The sequence below is a fragment of the uncultured Cocleimonas sp. genome (assembly GCF_947495625.1).
GTDB lineage: Bacteria > Pseudomonadota > Gammaproteobacteria > Thiotrichales > Thiotrichaceae > Cocleimonas.
Map to the genome: position 1 here is coordinate 104,407 of NZ_CANLZW010000006.1, position 13,251 is coordinate 117,657.

11 protein-coding genes are annotated in these 13,251 nt (G+C 37.8%); 3 read left to right on the top strand and 8 right to left on the bottom strand.

Annotated elements, in window-relative coordinates; genetic code table 11:
• The 4 genes from Q1A31_RS05135 to Q1A31_RS05150 form a co-directional block, all read right to left on the bottom strand.
• On the bottom strand, window positions 1–729 hold the full coding sequence (locus Q1A31_RS05135) for an amino acid ABC transporter ATP-binding protein (protein ID WP_299873407.1): 729 nt from the start codon (window positions 727–729) through the stop codon (window positions 1–3).
• 90 nt (window positions 730–819) lie between these two features.
• Window positions 820–1,923, bottom strand: a complete 1,104-nt coding sequence (locus tag Q1A31_RS05140) for an amino acid ABC transporter permease (RefSeq protein WP_299873306.1) — start codon at window positions 1,921–1,923, stop codon at window positions 820–822.
• Window positions 1,924–1,935: 12 nt separating this feature from the next.
• Window positions 1,936–3,129 (bottom strand): amino acid ABC transporter permease, encoded by a 1,194-nt coding sequence (locus tag Q1A31_RS05145; RefSeq protein WP_299873309.1) that lies wholly within the window; start codon window positions 3,127–3,129, stop codon window positions 1,936–1,938.
• A 124-nt stretch (window positions 3,130–3,253) separates the two neighbouring features.
• Window positions 3,254–4,264, bottom strand: a complete 1,011-nt coding sequence (locus Q1A31_RS05150; protein WP_299873311.1) for an amino acid ABC transporter substrate-binding protein — start codon at window positions 4,262–4,264, stop codon at window positions 3,254–3,256.
• A gap of 411 nt (window positions 4,265–4,675) precedes the next feature.
• Between Q1A31_RS05150 and zapB the strand changes: the two genes are divergently transcribed.
• The 3 genes from zapB to Q1A31_RS05165 all read left to right on the top strand — a co-directional run bounded on the left by zapB (window position 4,676) and on the right by Q1A31_RS05165 (window position 6,819).
• The gene (gene zapB, locus Q1A31_RS05155) at window positions 4,676–4,915 is read left to right on the top strand and encodes a cell division protein ZapB (RefSeq protein WP_299873316.1); all 240 of its coding nucleotides are present in this window, start codon (window positions 4,676–4,678) and stop codon (window positions 4,913–4,915) included.
• 25 nt (window positions 4,916–4,940) lie between these two features.
• Window positions 4,941–5,246 (top strand): cell division protein ZapA, encoded by a 306-nt coding sequence (locus Q1A31_RS05160; protein ID WP_299873318.1) that lies wholly within the window; start codon window positions 4,941–4,943, stop codon window positions 5,244–5,246.
• A gap of 64 nt (window positions 5,247–5,310) precedes the next feature.
• Window positions 5,311–6,819: a capsule assembly Wzi family protein gene (locus Q1A31_RS05165; RefSeq protein ID WP_299873321.1), complete on the top strand. Its 1,509-nt coding sequence runs from the start codon at window positions 5,311–5,313 to the stop codon at window positions 6,817–6,819.
• Window positions 6,820–7,004: 185 nt separating this feature from the next.
• Here the strand turns inward: Q1A31_RS05165 and Q1A31_RS05170 are convergent, their stop codons facing one another.
• The 4 genes from Q1A31_RS05170 to Q1A31_RS05185 form a co-directional block, all read right to left on the bottom strand.
• Window positions 7,005–9,203 (bottom strand): polysaccharide biosynthesis tyrosine autokinase, encoded by a 2,199-nt coding sequence (locus Q1A31_RS05170; RefSeq protein WP_299873323.1) that lies wholly within the window; start codon window positions 9,201–9,203, stop codon window positions 7,005–7,007.
• Window positions 9,204–9,258: 55 nt separating this feature from the next.
• The gene (locus Q1A31_RS05175; protein ID WP_366942976.1) at window positions 9,259–9,690 is read right to left on the bottom strand and encodes a low molecular weight protein-tyrosine-phosphatase; all 432 of its coding nucleotides are present in this window, start codon (window positions 9,688–9,690) and stop codon (window positions 9,259–9,261) included.
• 8 nt (window positions 9,691–9,698) lie between these two features.
• Window positions 9,699–11,060, bottom strand: a complete 1,362-nt coding sequence (locus tag Q1A31_RS05180; RefSeq protein ID WP_299873326.1) for a polysaccharide biosynthesis/export family protein — start codon at window positions 11,058–11,060, stop codon at window positions 9,699–9,701.
• Between the two features lie 188 nt (window positions 11,061–11,248).
• The gene (locus Q1A31_RS05185) at window positions 11,249–13,240 is read right to left on the bottom strand and encodes a nucleoside-diphosphate sugar epimerase/dehydratase (protein ID WP_366942977.1); all 1,992 of its coding nucleotides are present in this window, start codon (window positions 13,238–13,240) and stop codon (window positions 11,249–11,251) included.
• Between the last annotated feature and the right edge of the window lie 11 nt (window positions 13,241–13,251).

The window sequence follows — 13,251 nt, forward strand, 5'->3', positions numbered from 1 at the left end:
TTAATGGCCAATAATCTGACTTAAGAAAGCTTGTGTTCTTTCATTCTGTGGATTGTCGAAGAACTCATGTGGATTGTTCTGCTCAACGATTTGTCCTGCATCCATGAAGATAACGCGGTCTGCAACTTTCTTAGCAAAGCCCATCTCGTGAGTTACACATAGCATAGTCATGCCTTCTTCCGCGAGTTCTACCATTACATCTAGCACTTCAGAGATCATCTCTGGATCAAGCGCTGAGGTAGGCTCATCAAATAACATGATTTTTGGGTTCATGCATAATGATCTAGCAATGGCTACGCGCTGTTGTTGACCACCCGATAACTGTCCAGGGTATTTAAGTGCCTGGTCAGGAATCTTTACACGTTCTAGATATTCCATTGCAGTTGCTTCGGCTTCTTTCTTAGGGATTTTGCGAACCCATAATGGCGCTAATGTTAGGTTCTCTAAGATGGTTAGGTGAGGGAACAGGTTAAAGTGTTGGAATACCATTCCTACTTCTCTGCGTACCGCTTCGATATTCTTAATATCTTCGTTTAATGCAACACCATCAACCGAAAGGCTGCCTTCCTGAAATTCCTCAAGGCGATTGATACAACGGATCAAGGTAGATTTACCAGAACCTGATGGACCACAAACAACGATTCGCTCGCCCTTGGCTACGTCTAAATCTATATCTTTAAGCACATGGAAAGTGCCATACCATTTGTTCAGACCCTCAATTTGAATAATAGAATCTGCATTCTTTGTTCTTGCTTCAGTTGTTGACGAGTTATTGTCAGACGTTGTCGTAGTAGACATAAAATTTCTCCGAATATCTAATTAGCTTCTTGAGTGGCCAGTATTGAGTTTCTGTTCGATGTGTACGCTGATGCGTGACATTGTGTAACAGAAAACCCAGAACACGAACGCTACAAACACATAACCTTCTATGTGATGACCGCCGAGCCAATTTGAATTTTGCAATGCTGCTTGAATAGTACTTAGTATCTCAAACAATCCGATGATCAATACCAAGGTTGTGTCTTTGAATAGAGCAATAAAGGTATTCACGATATTAGGAATCGAAATCTTTAGAGCTTGTGGTAACACAATCAGGCGCATGGTTTTCCAGTAGCCTAAACCAAGTGAGTTGGCTGCTTCAACCTGTCCTTTTGGAATCGCTTGTAAGCCACCACGAATAACTTCTGCCATATATGCTGATTGGAAAAGTGTAATTGCGATGAAAGCACGCATTAACTTATCTAATTGAACGCCAGCAGGAAAAAATAGAGGTAGCATTACAGAACCCATAAAGAGGATCGTAATTAACGGAACACCACGAAATAACTCAATCGACGAAATACAGACAACTTTCACAAATGGCATTTGAGATTGACGACCAAGTGCCCAAATGATGCCGATAGGTAGTGACATTAAGATGCCAGCAAATGCGAGAAGGATGTTAAGTGAGAACCCGCCCCATTTATCAGTACTTACTGTTTCTAATCCTAGACCGCCATACATTAGCCATATAGAGATTAAAGGGTAAACTAATAGGCTAACCCAGCCTACGCGTCGACGTAAGTGCTGAGGCAGGAAGAATTGCATGACAACAACTGCAACTAATCCGATTAAAGCTAGATTAACTCGCCAGCGAAGTTCCTCAGGGTAAGATCCATAAAGTAACTGACCAGACCATTGTTTAATGAAAATCCAACATGCGCCAGATTTAGTGCATTCGTCTTGTGTTGTTCCAACCCAATTAGCACTAATGAAAGCCCAATCTAATACAGGTGGAATAAATCGAATAATGATGTAAGCAAAAAATACTGTTAATAAAGTATTTACTGGTGATGAAAATAAACTTTCCTTCATCCATGCAATTGGACCAATTGCACTTGAAGGCGGTTTTCTTGCTTCTATTGGTGTAAATGTATTATCCATAGCAATAGCCTCCTAGCGCTCAACGAGTTTAATACGAGCGTTATACCAATTCATAAACATGGATAACGTTAAGTTAATTAATAGATAGACCATCATCGTCATAAATACGATTTCCACAGCCTGTCCAACCTGATTTAGTGTCGAGCCCATAAATACCGCAACTAAATCTGGGTAACCGATTGCCATTGCTAGCGATGAGTTCTTAATCAAGTTTTGGTACTGACTGTTAAGTGGAGGTACGATAACGCGAAGTGCCTGTGGAATTGTTACAAAGCGTAATACCTTCGCATGAGGTAAACCTAGTGCAGCAGCAGCCTCTACTTGACCGTGTGATACGGACTGAACACCCGCACGAACGGCTTCTGCGATAAATGCTGCAGTGTATACAGACAAAGCAACCGTTAAAGCAACAAGTTCAGGGATCAACGTCATACCACCTTTAAAGCCGAAGCCTTCCAGTTTCGGTACTTCAACAGATGCTGGTGAACCCGCAATTAAGAAAGTGAGTAAAGGTAAGCCAATTATCAATCCTAACGTTGCCCAAAGAGTTGGAAAGGGTTGTCCTGTATTTTCTTGACGTTTTCTGGCCCAGCGGCTTAAAAAGAAGGCGCCTGCAATGGCCGCTAATAAGGCGTAAAACACAATGCTAGCACCATCAGACCACACTATCTTCGGAACTGATAAGCCTCGTACATTAACAAATATCGAATCTGCAACAGAGATACTGTCGCGGACGCCCGGTAAAGTTGCTAGTACCGCAAAATACCAAAAGAATATTTGTAGTAAAAGAGGGATGTTACGAAACGTTTCTACAAAAACTGTCGCAACTTTAGCGACTAGCCAGTTAGATGATAAACGAGAAACACCAACCAGGAAGCCCAGCAAGGTCGCAAACACAATACTAATGGCCGAGACCAAAAGAGTATTTAATAACCCGACAAAAAAGGTTCTTCCATATGAGTCAGTGGCTTCAAAAGGTATCAGTGATAATAATATATCAAAGCCTGCAGGCTGGCTCATGAAACCAAAACCTGTACGGATGCCTCTAGCCTCCATATTAGTCATGGTGTTGTTGTAGATGGTGTAGAAAAAATACGCGAGTCCCAAAAATACGATTACCTGAAATATTACTGATCGTACTTCTGCACGATTGTAAAAAGCGGCCTTGGGAGTTGCGGAAGAGTTTTTGGATTTGTTAGTTTGCATATATTTAAACTATCGTTGATTAACTCATTTGTGCGCTCTGAAAGAATTAAGCGAACAGAATTTTAAGGAAAAAATAGCTGGCAAAACTAAGGGGTCAGAAGACCCCTTAATCTAGCATTTGCAATTATCGCATTGCTGGAGAGTAAAGGATTCCGCCTTTGTTCCACTGAGCGTTTAAGCCACGTGAAATTTTAAGTGCTGAGCCCATGCCCACATTACGCTCGAAAGACTCAGAGTAGTTACCAACTTGCTTGATAATCTGATGAGCCCAATCAGCGCTAAGGCCTAGTTTTTCACCTAAATCGCCTTCAGATCCTAAAAGACGTTTTTGACCAGGCTTACCAGATTTAGCCATTTCGTCTGCATTTGCAGATGTAACGCCTTGGAATTCACCTTCGATCATTGCATTAAGTGACCACTTTACGATGTTGAACCATTTGTCATCGCCTTGGCGTACAACAGGTCCTAGTGGCTCTTTAGAGATAACTTCTGGTAATACTACTGCACCTTCAGGATCTTTAAGGCCAATACGTAGAGAGTAAAGTTGTGATTGGTCAGAAACTAAGAAGTCACAACGACCTGATTCAAAACCAGAGCGAGTCTGATCAGAAGTTTCAAAAGTTACAACTTTGTACTTCATGTTGTTTTCACGGAAGTAATCAGCAATTGCTAATTCTGTAGAAGTACCAGCCTGGATACATGCTGCAGCACCATCTAGCTTAAGTGCGCTATCAATACCTAACTTCTTGTTAACCATGAAGCCAGCACCATCATAATAAACTACTCCAGCAAAGTTCAGGCCAAGTGATGTATCACGTGTAGCAGTCCAGGTAGTGTTACGAGATAAGATATCGATCTCGCCAGACTGAAGTGCTGTGAAACGCTCTTTAGCCGTTAATGGCTTGTAGCTAACTTTTGAAGCATCACCTAAAACAGCTGCTGCAACTCCGCGACAAACGTCTACGTCTAGTCCGCTCCAGTTACCTTTTTCATCTTTTTGAGAAAAGCCAGCTAGGCCAGTACTAACGCCACACTTTAGCATTCCTGCTTTTTTAACATCTTCTAGTGTGTCAGCTTGTACATTTGTGCTAAAAATAGCAGCAGTTACAAGACCGAATAAAACGCTTTTTTTCATGGTATACCTCATTAATTGTGTAGGGGGTTAAAATGCCGCGCAAAAATAAAGATTGGAATTGTCATATAGCAATTCCAATACCTAGTATTAATTATTCGCACGAATGCATCTTACACAGAGTAAAGACTATTTTTCAAGCTTTGTCAGGTTTATTTTTATTCTTTATAAAACAGTATATTAGTATGTACTTATGGCGCTTTTGAAGCAGTTCATATAACTAAGTAAAATTACTTAATTTTATTGATATAAAGAGCCTTAAATAATAAAAATTGAACACTTTGTCGATTTGATAGCTCTTAATAGTTGACGCGAGTTGAAGTTTTGTTTTTGACGTTTAAATTACGTATACTCAAACTCTTTCATTTCTTAGGCATTTTTAAAGCCAACTTTCATTCAGGATTTAATGTAATTATGAATAGGACATCCAATGATGAGCAGCCTTCTATTAATACTAAAATAGATAAATTAGAAAATTCAGTAAAAGAATTGTTGGCATATTGTCAAAAACTCTCAGAAGAGAACGATGCCTTTAAGTTTAATAATCAGCAATTAATGCTGGAAAGATCAGAGCTACAGGCTAAAAACGACAAAGTAAGAGGTCAGGTAGAAGCCATGATGGAAAGACTAAAAGCAATGGATAAGGCATCCTAAGTATATAAAGGAAATAGGGGAAGCAATGATGAGCAGAGAAACAATACCCGTAACAGTTAGAATTCAGGAAAAGGAATATAAAATATCTTGCCCAGAAGGCGAACATGAATCTCTATTAATTTCGGCAAGAAGCGTTAATGAAAATATGCAGAAAGTCAGAGAAGGCGGTAAAGCCTTAAGCGCTGATAGAGTTGCGGTAATGGCTGCCATTAATATCGCTCATGATTTAATAAAATCAAATAGAGAGCCGAAAGTTGATGTTGCAGTTTCAGATAGAATCGATGTGCTACAGCAATCAATAGACCGAGTTTTACAATCTTCAAAACTATAATTTATAATCTTATTAGATACACTTAATTATATTAACCAATCTCAAACATCTATCAGGTCTTTGCATGTCTAAGAAAACTAATATTAGAATTTTTTCATTACTTTCAACGTTGCCAGTGCTTTTTGTATCGAGCCAGTTATTAGCAAAACCTTGGTTGGATGCTGGAGATATGAAGCTAAGGCACGAGCTGCAATTGCTATCTGATGCACGTTTATTAGACTCACCATTAACCACATGGCCACTAGCTGCAAAAGATATACATGAGAACCTTAAAGAGCCTGTAAAAGATTCTCCTCTTTTGCCGGCACTGAGAGAGGCTTATGAAAATGTTAAGCAACGATTGAAAGAAGAAGATTACAATTCTAATTTTAAAGTAACAGGCAGTGCTCAATCTAAAGAGTTACTCATTAGAGATTTTTCTGGAGAAGGCAGAGAAAATTATTCTTTGTCATATGATGGTGAATGGGGAAACCCTTTTATTGATCTCCGTTTAAAAGCTACGGTAGCTGACAACACAGATCATCCAGACGATAGTGCTTTTAGGTTGGATGAGTCATATATAGCAAGTGACCTAGGTAATTGGAAAGTTACAGTAGGAAAGCAGTCACGATACTGGGGGCCAGGATGGGATGGATCATTAATTCTATCCAATAATGCCCGACCTATACCTAGTATTTCAATTGAGAATGTTTTATCAAAGCCTGATGCAGATGACTTTTTTCTGTTGAGATGGCTGGGTACTAGTAAGCTACATAATTTTATTGGCATCTTAGAATCAGATCGTGGAATACCAGATACCAAACTAATTGGTACACGCTTTACTTTTCGACCTTATAGGCCTTTAGAAATAGGTTTGCATAGAACAATACAATGGGGTGGAGAGGGACAAGATGAGAGTTTCTCTGATTTCACTAAAACGTTCTTTAGTTTAAGAGTTGATGAGCAAGATGGGGCACTTGGAACTGTAAGAGGAAATCAAATAGCTGGATTGGATTTTAGATGGAAACTACCTGTTGGAGGCACTAGCAAGCACTATTCGGTTTATGGTCAATACATTGGAGAAGATCGTGTAGACGGTTCCATTTTACTTGGTGATGAAATATTTATGCTAGGTGGCTCAGTTGCAGGTTATTCTGAAAAATTGAAAGGCTCATGGAGAGCATATTTAGAAGCGACTGATACTAGTGCGGGTAGTTATAAAGGCAGAGACAGAAATAATATTGTTTATAATCACAGTAGTTATACCGACGGTTATCGCTATCTAGATGTATCAATGGGGCATGGAATTGATTCAGATAGTCAAATGGTAAGTGCGGGTTTAATTCTTAATCAGAATAATGGGAATTTTTGGCGAGGCTGGGTTAAGCACGCAAAATTAAATGAAGATGGCGTGGGAAATAATCCAATAGCACCAAATGGAAAGAAGTGGTCAGCGGTTGGTTTAAGTTTGGAGAAAGAGCTTAATATCGATACTAAAATAAACGTTGGTGTGCAGCTGATATCTGAAAAAGAAAATTTAAGTAAAAGAGAAAATGATGTAGCAGTATCGTTTGGGTTTACTAAATCTTTTTAAAATTTAAATGGCTTAAAAGTTAGAGTGATTCATTTTTAAGCTTTATCTTTTTGAGCTATACGCATCTTCATTATCAAAATTAAAATATCAGTTTATATATCCTAATTTACTCAATCACGTGTGATCAAGTAAATTAGGATATAACCAAAAAAGTAATAGCTACAACAAGATTAATTACTATCAATCTAATCGGATTGATAGTCTCCGTAATAAGAGTGATAGCCATAGCTGCTCTTCTTAGCATCATAGCCATTAAATATAAACCCTTTGGTCTCAATGCCGGTATTGGTTAATCGTTTAACGGCATGCTCTATTTCTTTCATAGAGTGCATATCTTGGCGTACTACCATAAACACTACTCCTGATAAGCTGCCTACGATAGTAGGGTCAGTTACCGCATGGATCGGTGGTGTATCTATTAAAATCAAGTCATAGCGACTTGAAAGTTCTGTGAGCAAGCTTTCAAAGTTTTTGTGCATCAGGAGTTCAGAAGGGTTAGGGGGTGTCTGACCTCTGGTTATTACATCAAAGCTATTTCCATTGCATTTAGACTCATGTATGGCTTCTTCTAATGTACACTTCTCACTGATCAAGTCAGATAAGCCAGGAGTGATAGGAACATTGACTAAATTATGCAAATAGCCTTTTCTCATGTCAGCATCGATTAGTAAAACACGCTGATCGCTTCCTGATATAACAGCAGCTAGGTTGGATGAGATAAAAGACTTTCCAATTCCAGGCGATGGACCTGTAATCATGACTATATTGTTTTTAGCTTCTAGTAATGCAAAATGAAGGCTTGTTCTTAGACTTCTGAGGCTCTCGATCGCAGGATCATTGTTATCTTCATTTGCGAGTAATGATTTTTGTTTTTGTTTCTTTTTCTTCAATCCGCCAGTTAATTTAACTCCTTTTGATAAAGGTATAGTTGCATAAACAGGCAAACCAATTTGTTCTTCTAGTTTCTCAGGATTGTTAACTTTGTGGTATAACGCTTTTTTCAAGAATACGATTAAGATTCCTAGCATGAGACCAAGTAATGAGCCTAGAGCTAAAATTAATGCTTTCTTTGGCTTTACTGGTCTTTCATTAACTGCTGCAGTATCAAGAATATAAACATTACCTACATTACTAGCCTTAGCAATTTGAAACTCTTGAATCTTATTCAATAAATCAACATAGATTGTATTAGCTACTTTATAGTCACCTTCTAGCTTAAGAAGTTGTTGCTGGGTTTCTGGAAGCTCACTAATTTTAGAAAGGGTTTCATTTCGTCTTTTATTTAACTTGGTTTCTTGTGATACAAGAGATGTCAGGGTGGGGTGATTGGAAGTGTATTTTAAGTTTAGCTGATCTCTTCTTAGGGATAATTGTTGGAGCTGAGTGTCGATATCGGCGACTACTTTTAATATCGTCTGAGTTTCCATTGACATATCGGCAGTACGATTATTCGTTCTATATTCTTTTAACGCTGCTTCAGCCGCTTCTGAGCGTTCTTTGACCGGTTTAATTTGCTCATTCAGAAATTTAAGCGCATTGCTCGCTTCTTCAGAACTGCGTGATTTATTTTGCAATAAATAAGAATTAGCAACATTGTTTAAAATATCTAAAATTTGATCTTGATTTTCACCTTCTAGTGCAAGGTTGATAATCCCTGTTTTTTTACCTTGTTCAGATGCCCCTAATTTTTTCTGTAATTCTACAATAGCCTGGTAATTGCTTAATTTTTTAATCGTAAATTCTTTGCCATCGCCAGCATTTAGTTCCTGAATATTAATTTCTAATAAGCCATCAGAAGTAGACTTAAGTTCGTCGACTTTCCCCGTTAAAAGAAGCTTATCATCATGATACAAGCTATATTTTCCACCTTCATGGCTAATTAATGTCAACGTTTCATTAATGTAGCTTTTCCCAACCTCAAGGCGATTTACTTTTATGTTTTCATAGGCCCATGAATAAGTGTTTAGCCATGAAATATTAAACGGTATAAAATTGACGTTATCTTCTTTGACGAAGCGTTTACTTAAATTGCTAAATAATGGGATTTTATTAGGGGTGGCGATAATATCTAGCTTTAAATCACTTACCGCTTTTCCTATAATTTTTCTGGATTTTAGTATTTGTAACTCAGTCCCGGCAGAGGCACTGTCACCACCGAGTCCTGCTATTTCCTCAATTCCTGGTATTCCTGCTTTTTCAGCTTCTATTTGTAATAATGAATCAGCTCTATATATAGGTGCTTTCCCAAAAGCGTAGATACTTGCTAATAATAATGAAGCAAACATCAAAGTAAAAATTAACCACTTTCCATCTAGTAGAGTAGCTAGTAATTCTCTTAGATCTATTTCGTCATCATCAGTATGTTGTTGATTTGTAGTGCTCATTTAATATGTATGTTCTCAGTCATCTTTAAATAGGAATTAATAAACATTCTTAGGTTCAATTCCACAGTTTTTCTTGCCAGGCTTCTAGGCCTTTATTTATTAAACGATAAGATTCCTGGAATGCTTCAAAATCTTTTTTATAGGGATCAGGGATTTGTTCATTGTTTTGCCACTTTCCAATCAAATGGACTTTGCCGCGCGACTCAGGAAATTGAGAGATGATACTTTGAACATGTTTGTCTTCCATAGTCAATATAATGTCAGCGTTCTTTACCAGAACGCTGTTAATTTGTTGTGCTACATGATCAAAATCGATATTGATTTCCGACAGGATTTTCATCGTGCTGGGGTCTGCAGGTTTACCTGACAGAGCCCCCAAGCCAGATGAATATACTTTTAATTCAGGTATGTTGTGTTGCAAAATAGCCTCTGCCATGGGGCTACGGCATATATTACCTATGCATACCATCATTACATTATTAAACATAATTTGTATTATTTCGTAAGGTTTTCAAAGGTATTCAAAATAGTGAGCGAAGGTAGAAGTAAAGCTAGGACTCTGTTCCATCTGATTGAAGGTGTAGCAGTAACATAGACAATATCTCTTGGTCTAATATCAAACTGTTCGGCTAATAGCATTGAATGCACAGATGCTACAGGAAGTTGATAAACCGTTGGTATGGAATCTTTCGATGACTCTTGGCGTATAACAAAAATACCTTTAGGGTTTACTGTATCTTCATTTAAGCTGCCCGCATCGTTAATGGCTTCAGCCAGCGTCATGCCATCTTCGATTTGATATCTGACGGTCCCGGGTTTGTTTATTTCTCCCATGACAAATACTTTTGCCTGTTCAGACTTCAATTCTCTTTCTAGGTCTTTCTTTTGTCTTGCTATGGCTTTTTCTTTTTCTAGTTCGAATTGTAATCGAATAGGATTAAGGATTAATTCTTTATTTATTGCTTGATCTAGTTCTTTTTTCCACTCGTCCAATTCATCAATTTCAACTACATGAAGTCTATCGCCATTACGTAAAATAAAATTCTGTCGATTATCATTAAACTTGAGCATGCGGTTTAAATCGATCGATATTGTGTCACTACGGCGCTGCAAAGAGGCCTGGCCAGTATATTTTCTAGAAATTACCCCTCCACTTCTTGAAATAAGGTCTCTAACCGTTAGAGGTGTGTCAGAAATTGGGAGGGTAATAGGTTTTTGAACAGCGCCTGATATATAAACTTTTTGACTGCGGAAACTGGCGACCCTTACACTAACTTGTGGTTTGGCGATGAACGTTTGTAATTTTTTTTCTAGATCTTTTCTCACGTCTTCTACAGTTTTTCCAGTGGCCTGAATTTTGCCCGCATAAGGAAAGTAAAACTTGCCATCGTTACCTACGTCATGAGTCGCAGGAGAATCACCCGCGGGAATAGTAAGTTCAGGGTGATCCCAAACAGTAATACTTAATATGTCACGATCACCGATGTAGTATTGATAATTTGATTTCACGTCATTTGCAGAAACACCTGCAAAGTTAACCGCACCTTTTGTATTAACAGAAGTAGTGTGATTAACACGGTGAGATCTACTTATCGGTTTTGATGTTTTTTCAGCATCAGAAACATAGCTTTGGTAGCGTTTTTTCTTATTGTTTATATAGTTTTCATAATTAAAAGGTTTTTGGCTTTGAATCATTTTTCTGTCGATAACAACAAGCTTATAATCAACTCCTTCTTTTTGGGCTTTCTCGTATCGGCTAGTTTTTGAGCTTAAGCCAGGAACTCCAGGGCTAAACGAACAACCAACAAGAGAGATGACAGCAGTAAATGTTAAAAGTGCTCGGCAAAGTTTTTTCATAAATAGGATTACTAGAATATTAAAAGAAGGAGATGCAAAACATGAGGGATTTTATAGGTAATAATCAGTAATTACAAAGATCATGTTAAAAACATCGTTTTCTTTAATCAATGAATTAAAGGCAAGCAGTTGCGTAAAGATATTGCAATTAACGACAAAAACGCGCCTATAAGTAGGGAGGTGCTAAATTAGTGACTTTTAGTAATAGGTATAACATTTTTAGTATTATTCATAATTGGTTTTTCGAGCCATGGCTTATAGCCATCAACAATATTGGTTAATTGTGATTTAATTTCTAAGATATTATCAACCTGCATTACTTTTTCTAGATTTTCTAATTTTTTCTCGAGAGTACTCCAGGTCATAAATTCTTCATTTGCACGCATAATACGCTGATGTTTCGTACCACTCACATTTTCACCAATCAATAGCTCTTCATAAAGCTTTTCTCCTGGTCTTAAACCATTAAATTCAATAGCTATATCGCCATCTGGGTATTTGTCATTTTTAACGGATAAGCCTGAAAGTTTAACCATCTTTTTCGCAAGGTCAGCTATTTTGACTGATTCACCCATATCTAATACAAAAACATCTCCGCCTTTTGCCATTGCACCGGCTTGGATAACGAGCTGTACAGCTTCAGGAATGGACATAAAGAAGCGTGTGATATCTTTGTGTGTGACCGTTATCGGGCCACCTTCTTTTATCTGTTGTCTAAACTTAGGTACAACTGACCCAGATGAACCTAATACATTACCAAATCGGACCATGGTAAAGATTGTCTTGCATTCAGGTTTTTCAGCAAGAGCTTGAAGTACAAGTTCAGCAATGCGTTTAGAACAGCCCATGACGTTTGTTGGTCGAACGGCTTTGTCTGTTGATATAAGAATAAAAGACTCGGCATTGGCTTTCATTGCATTTTCGGCTAGCAATTGTGTGCCAAAAACATTATTGGCTAATCCGGCTACCGGGTTTTCTTCAACTAAAGGTACATGTTTGTATGCTGCGGCATGGTAAATAGTTTGAATGGTTTTATGTTGAAATAAACGCTTTAATAATACTGCGTTAGTGATTGAGCCAAGTACGCGATTTAATTCAATGTGGGCTTCACTTTTTTTAATCAGCTCATCTAGTTCTTGTTCAATTTTGTATAGAGCAAACTCACTTTGCTCTAATAAAATTAATTTCTTTGGCGCTAAGCTAATTATTTGACGGCAAAGTTCCGATCCTATAGAACCGCCTGCGCCGGTAACCATAACCACTTTATTGGTGATATTGATGGGTAATAAAGAGCTATCAGGTTTAACAATGTTTCTTCCTAATAAGTCATCAATATCTATATCCTTGATATCTGCAGTTTGTAATTTTCCACTGACTAAATCTGCAAAAGCTGGAATGCTACGGACATGGACGGGTAATTTTTCTAATTGCTCCAGAATCAATCGGCGATTGCTTCTATTCGCAGAGGGTAGCGCTAATATCACTTCATCTACACAATATTTTTCAATAGAAGCGGGTAACTGTAATGGAGAGAAAACCTTCAAGCCCAATACATTCCAGCCTTCAAGGCTTTTATCATCATCAATAAACCCAATAAGTGAATATGATGGGTCAGGTTTAAGAACCATCGCTAATTGAGAGCCAGCAGAGCCAGCGCCATAAATTAATACTTTTTTTGCAGATGAGTTTTTTGAAATTTCACCATAAAGCCATTGTTGTGCGCTTAATCTGGTTACAGTAATAACCATGAAGGTGCCAAGCCAATAGAGAAGTGCAACTGAAGAGGGTATATGTGGAAAATTTAGGAGTACAAGTGCACCCACCCAAACCACTGTTGCTAATAAAGTAGCTATCAAAATCGAACCAATAGCATGACTACGGAAATATTTTAAAATTGCTCGGTAAAGCCCCATTTTCATATAGATAGGAATAGCAACCAATATGGCTAAGGGAAAGACTAGCCAGTTATAACTATTTTGAAGAAAAGTTTGTTTTTCAGTGCTATAGAAGCTAAGAAATAGAATCAGAGGGATAAGACAGATATCTAAAGCTATAAGAAAAAGGCGCTTTTCAGATCTAGATCTACTTAAGATTTGTTTTTTCAGATTTGATTTCATAAGAAGCTTTTGTATATTATGCAAAAAGAAAGAGTAAATTCTGACAGGTAAATATCGTAACATTTATAATTATC

What these genes read in the sequence shown, in the direction of transcription:
- Q1A31_RS05140 (WP_299873306.1), bottom strand. Translation starts at nt 1,923, where the DNA reads ATGGATAATACATTTACACCAATAGAAGCAAGAAAACCGCCTTCAAGT.
- Q1A31_RS05145 (WP_299873309.1), bottom strand. Translation starts at nt 3,129, where the DNA reads ATGCAAACTAACAAATCCAAAAACTCTTCCGCAACTCCCAAGGCCGCT.
- Q1A31_RS05150 (WP_299873311.1), bottom strand. Translation starts at nt 4,264, where the DNA reads ATGAAAAAAAGCGTTTTATTCGGTCTTGTAACTGCTGCTATTTTTAGC.
- zapB (WP_299873316.1), top strand. Translation starts at nt 4,676, where the DNA reads ATGAATAGGACATCCAATGATGAGCAGCCTTCTATTAATACTAAAATA.
- Q1A31_RS05160 (WP_299873318.1), top strand. Translation starts at nt 4,941, where the DNA reads ATGATGAGCAGAGAAACAATACCCGTAACAGTTAGAATTCAGGAAAAG.
- Q1A31_RS05165 (WP_299873321.1), top strand. Translation starts at nt 5,311, where the DNA reads ATGTCTAAGAAAACTAATATTAGAATTTTTTCATTACTTTCAACGTTG.
- Q1A31_RS05170 (WP_299873323.1), bottom strand. Translation starts at nt 9,203, where the DNA reads ATGAGCACTACAAATCAACAACATACTGATGATGACGAAATAGATCTA.
- Q1A31_RS05175 (WP_366942976.1), bottom strand. Translation starts at nt 9,690, where the DNA reads ATGTTTAATAATGTAATGATGGTATGCATAGGTAATATATGCCGTAGC.
- Q1A31_RS05180 (WP_299873326.1), bottom strand. Translation starts at nt 11,060, where the DNA reads ATGAAAAAACTTTGCCGAGCACTTTTAACATTTACTGCTGTCATCTCT.
- Q1A31_RS05185 (WP_366942977.1), bottom strand. Translation starts at nt 13,240, where the DNA reads ATGTTACGATATTTACCTGTCAGAATTTACTCTTTCTTTTTGCATAAT.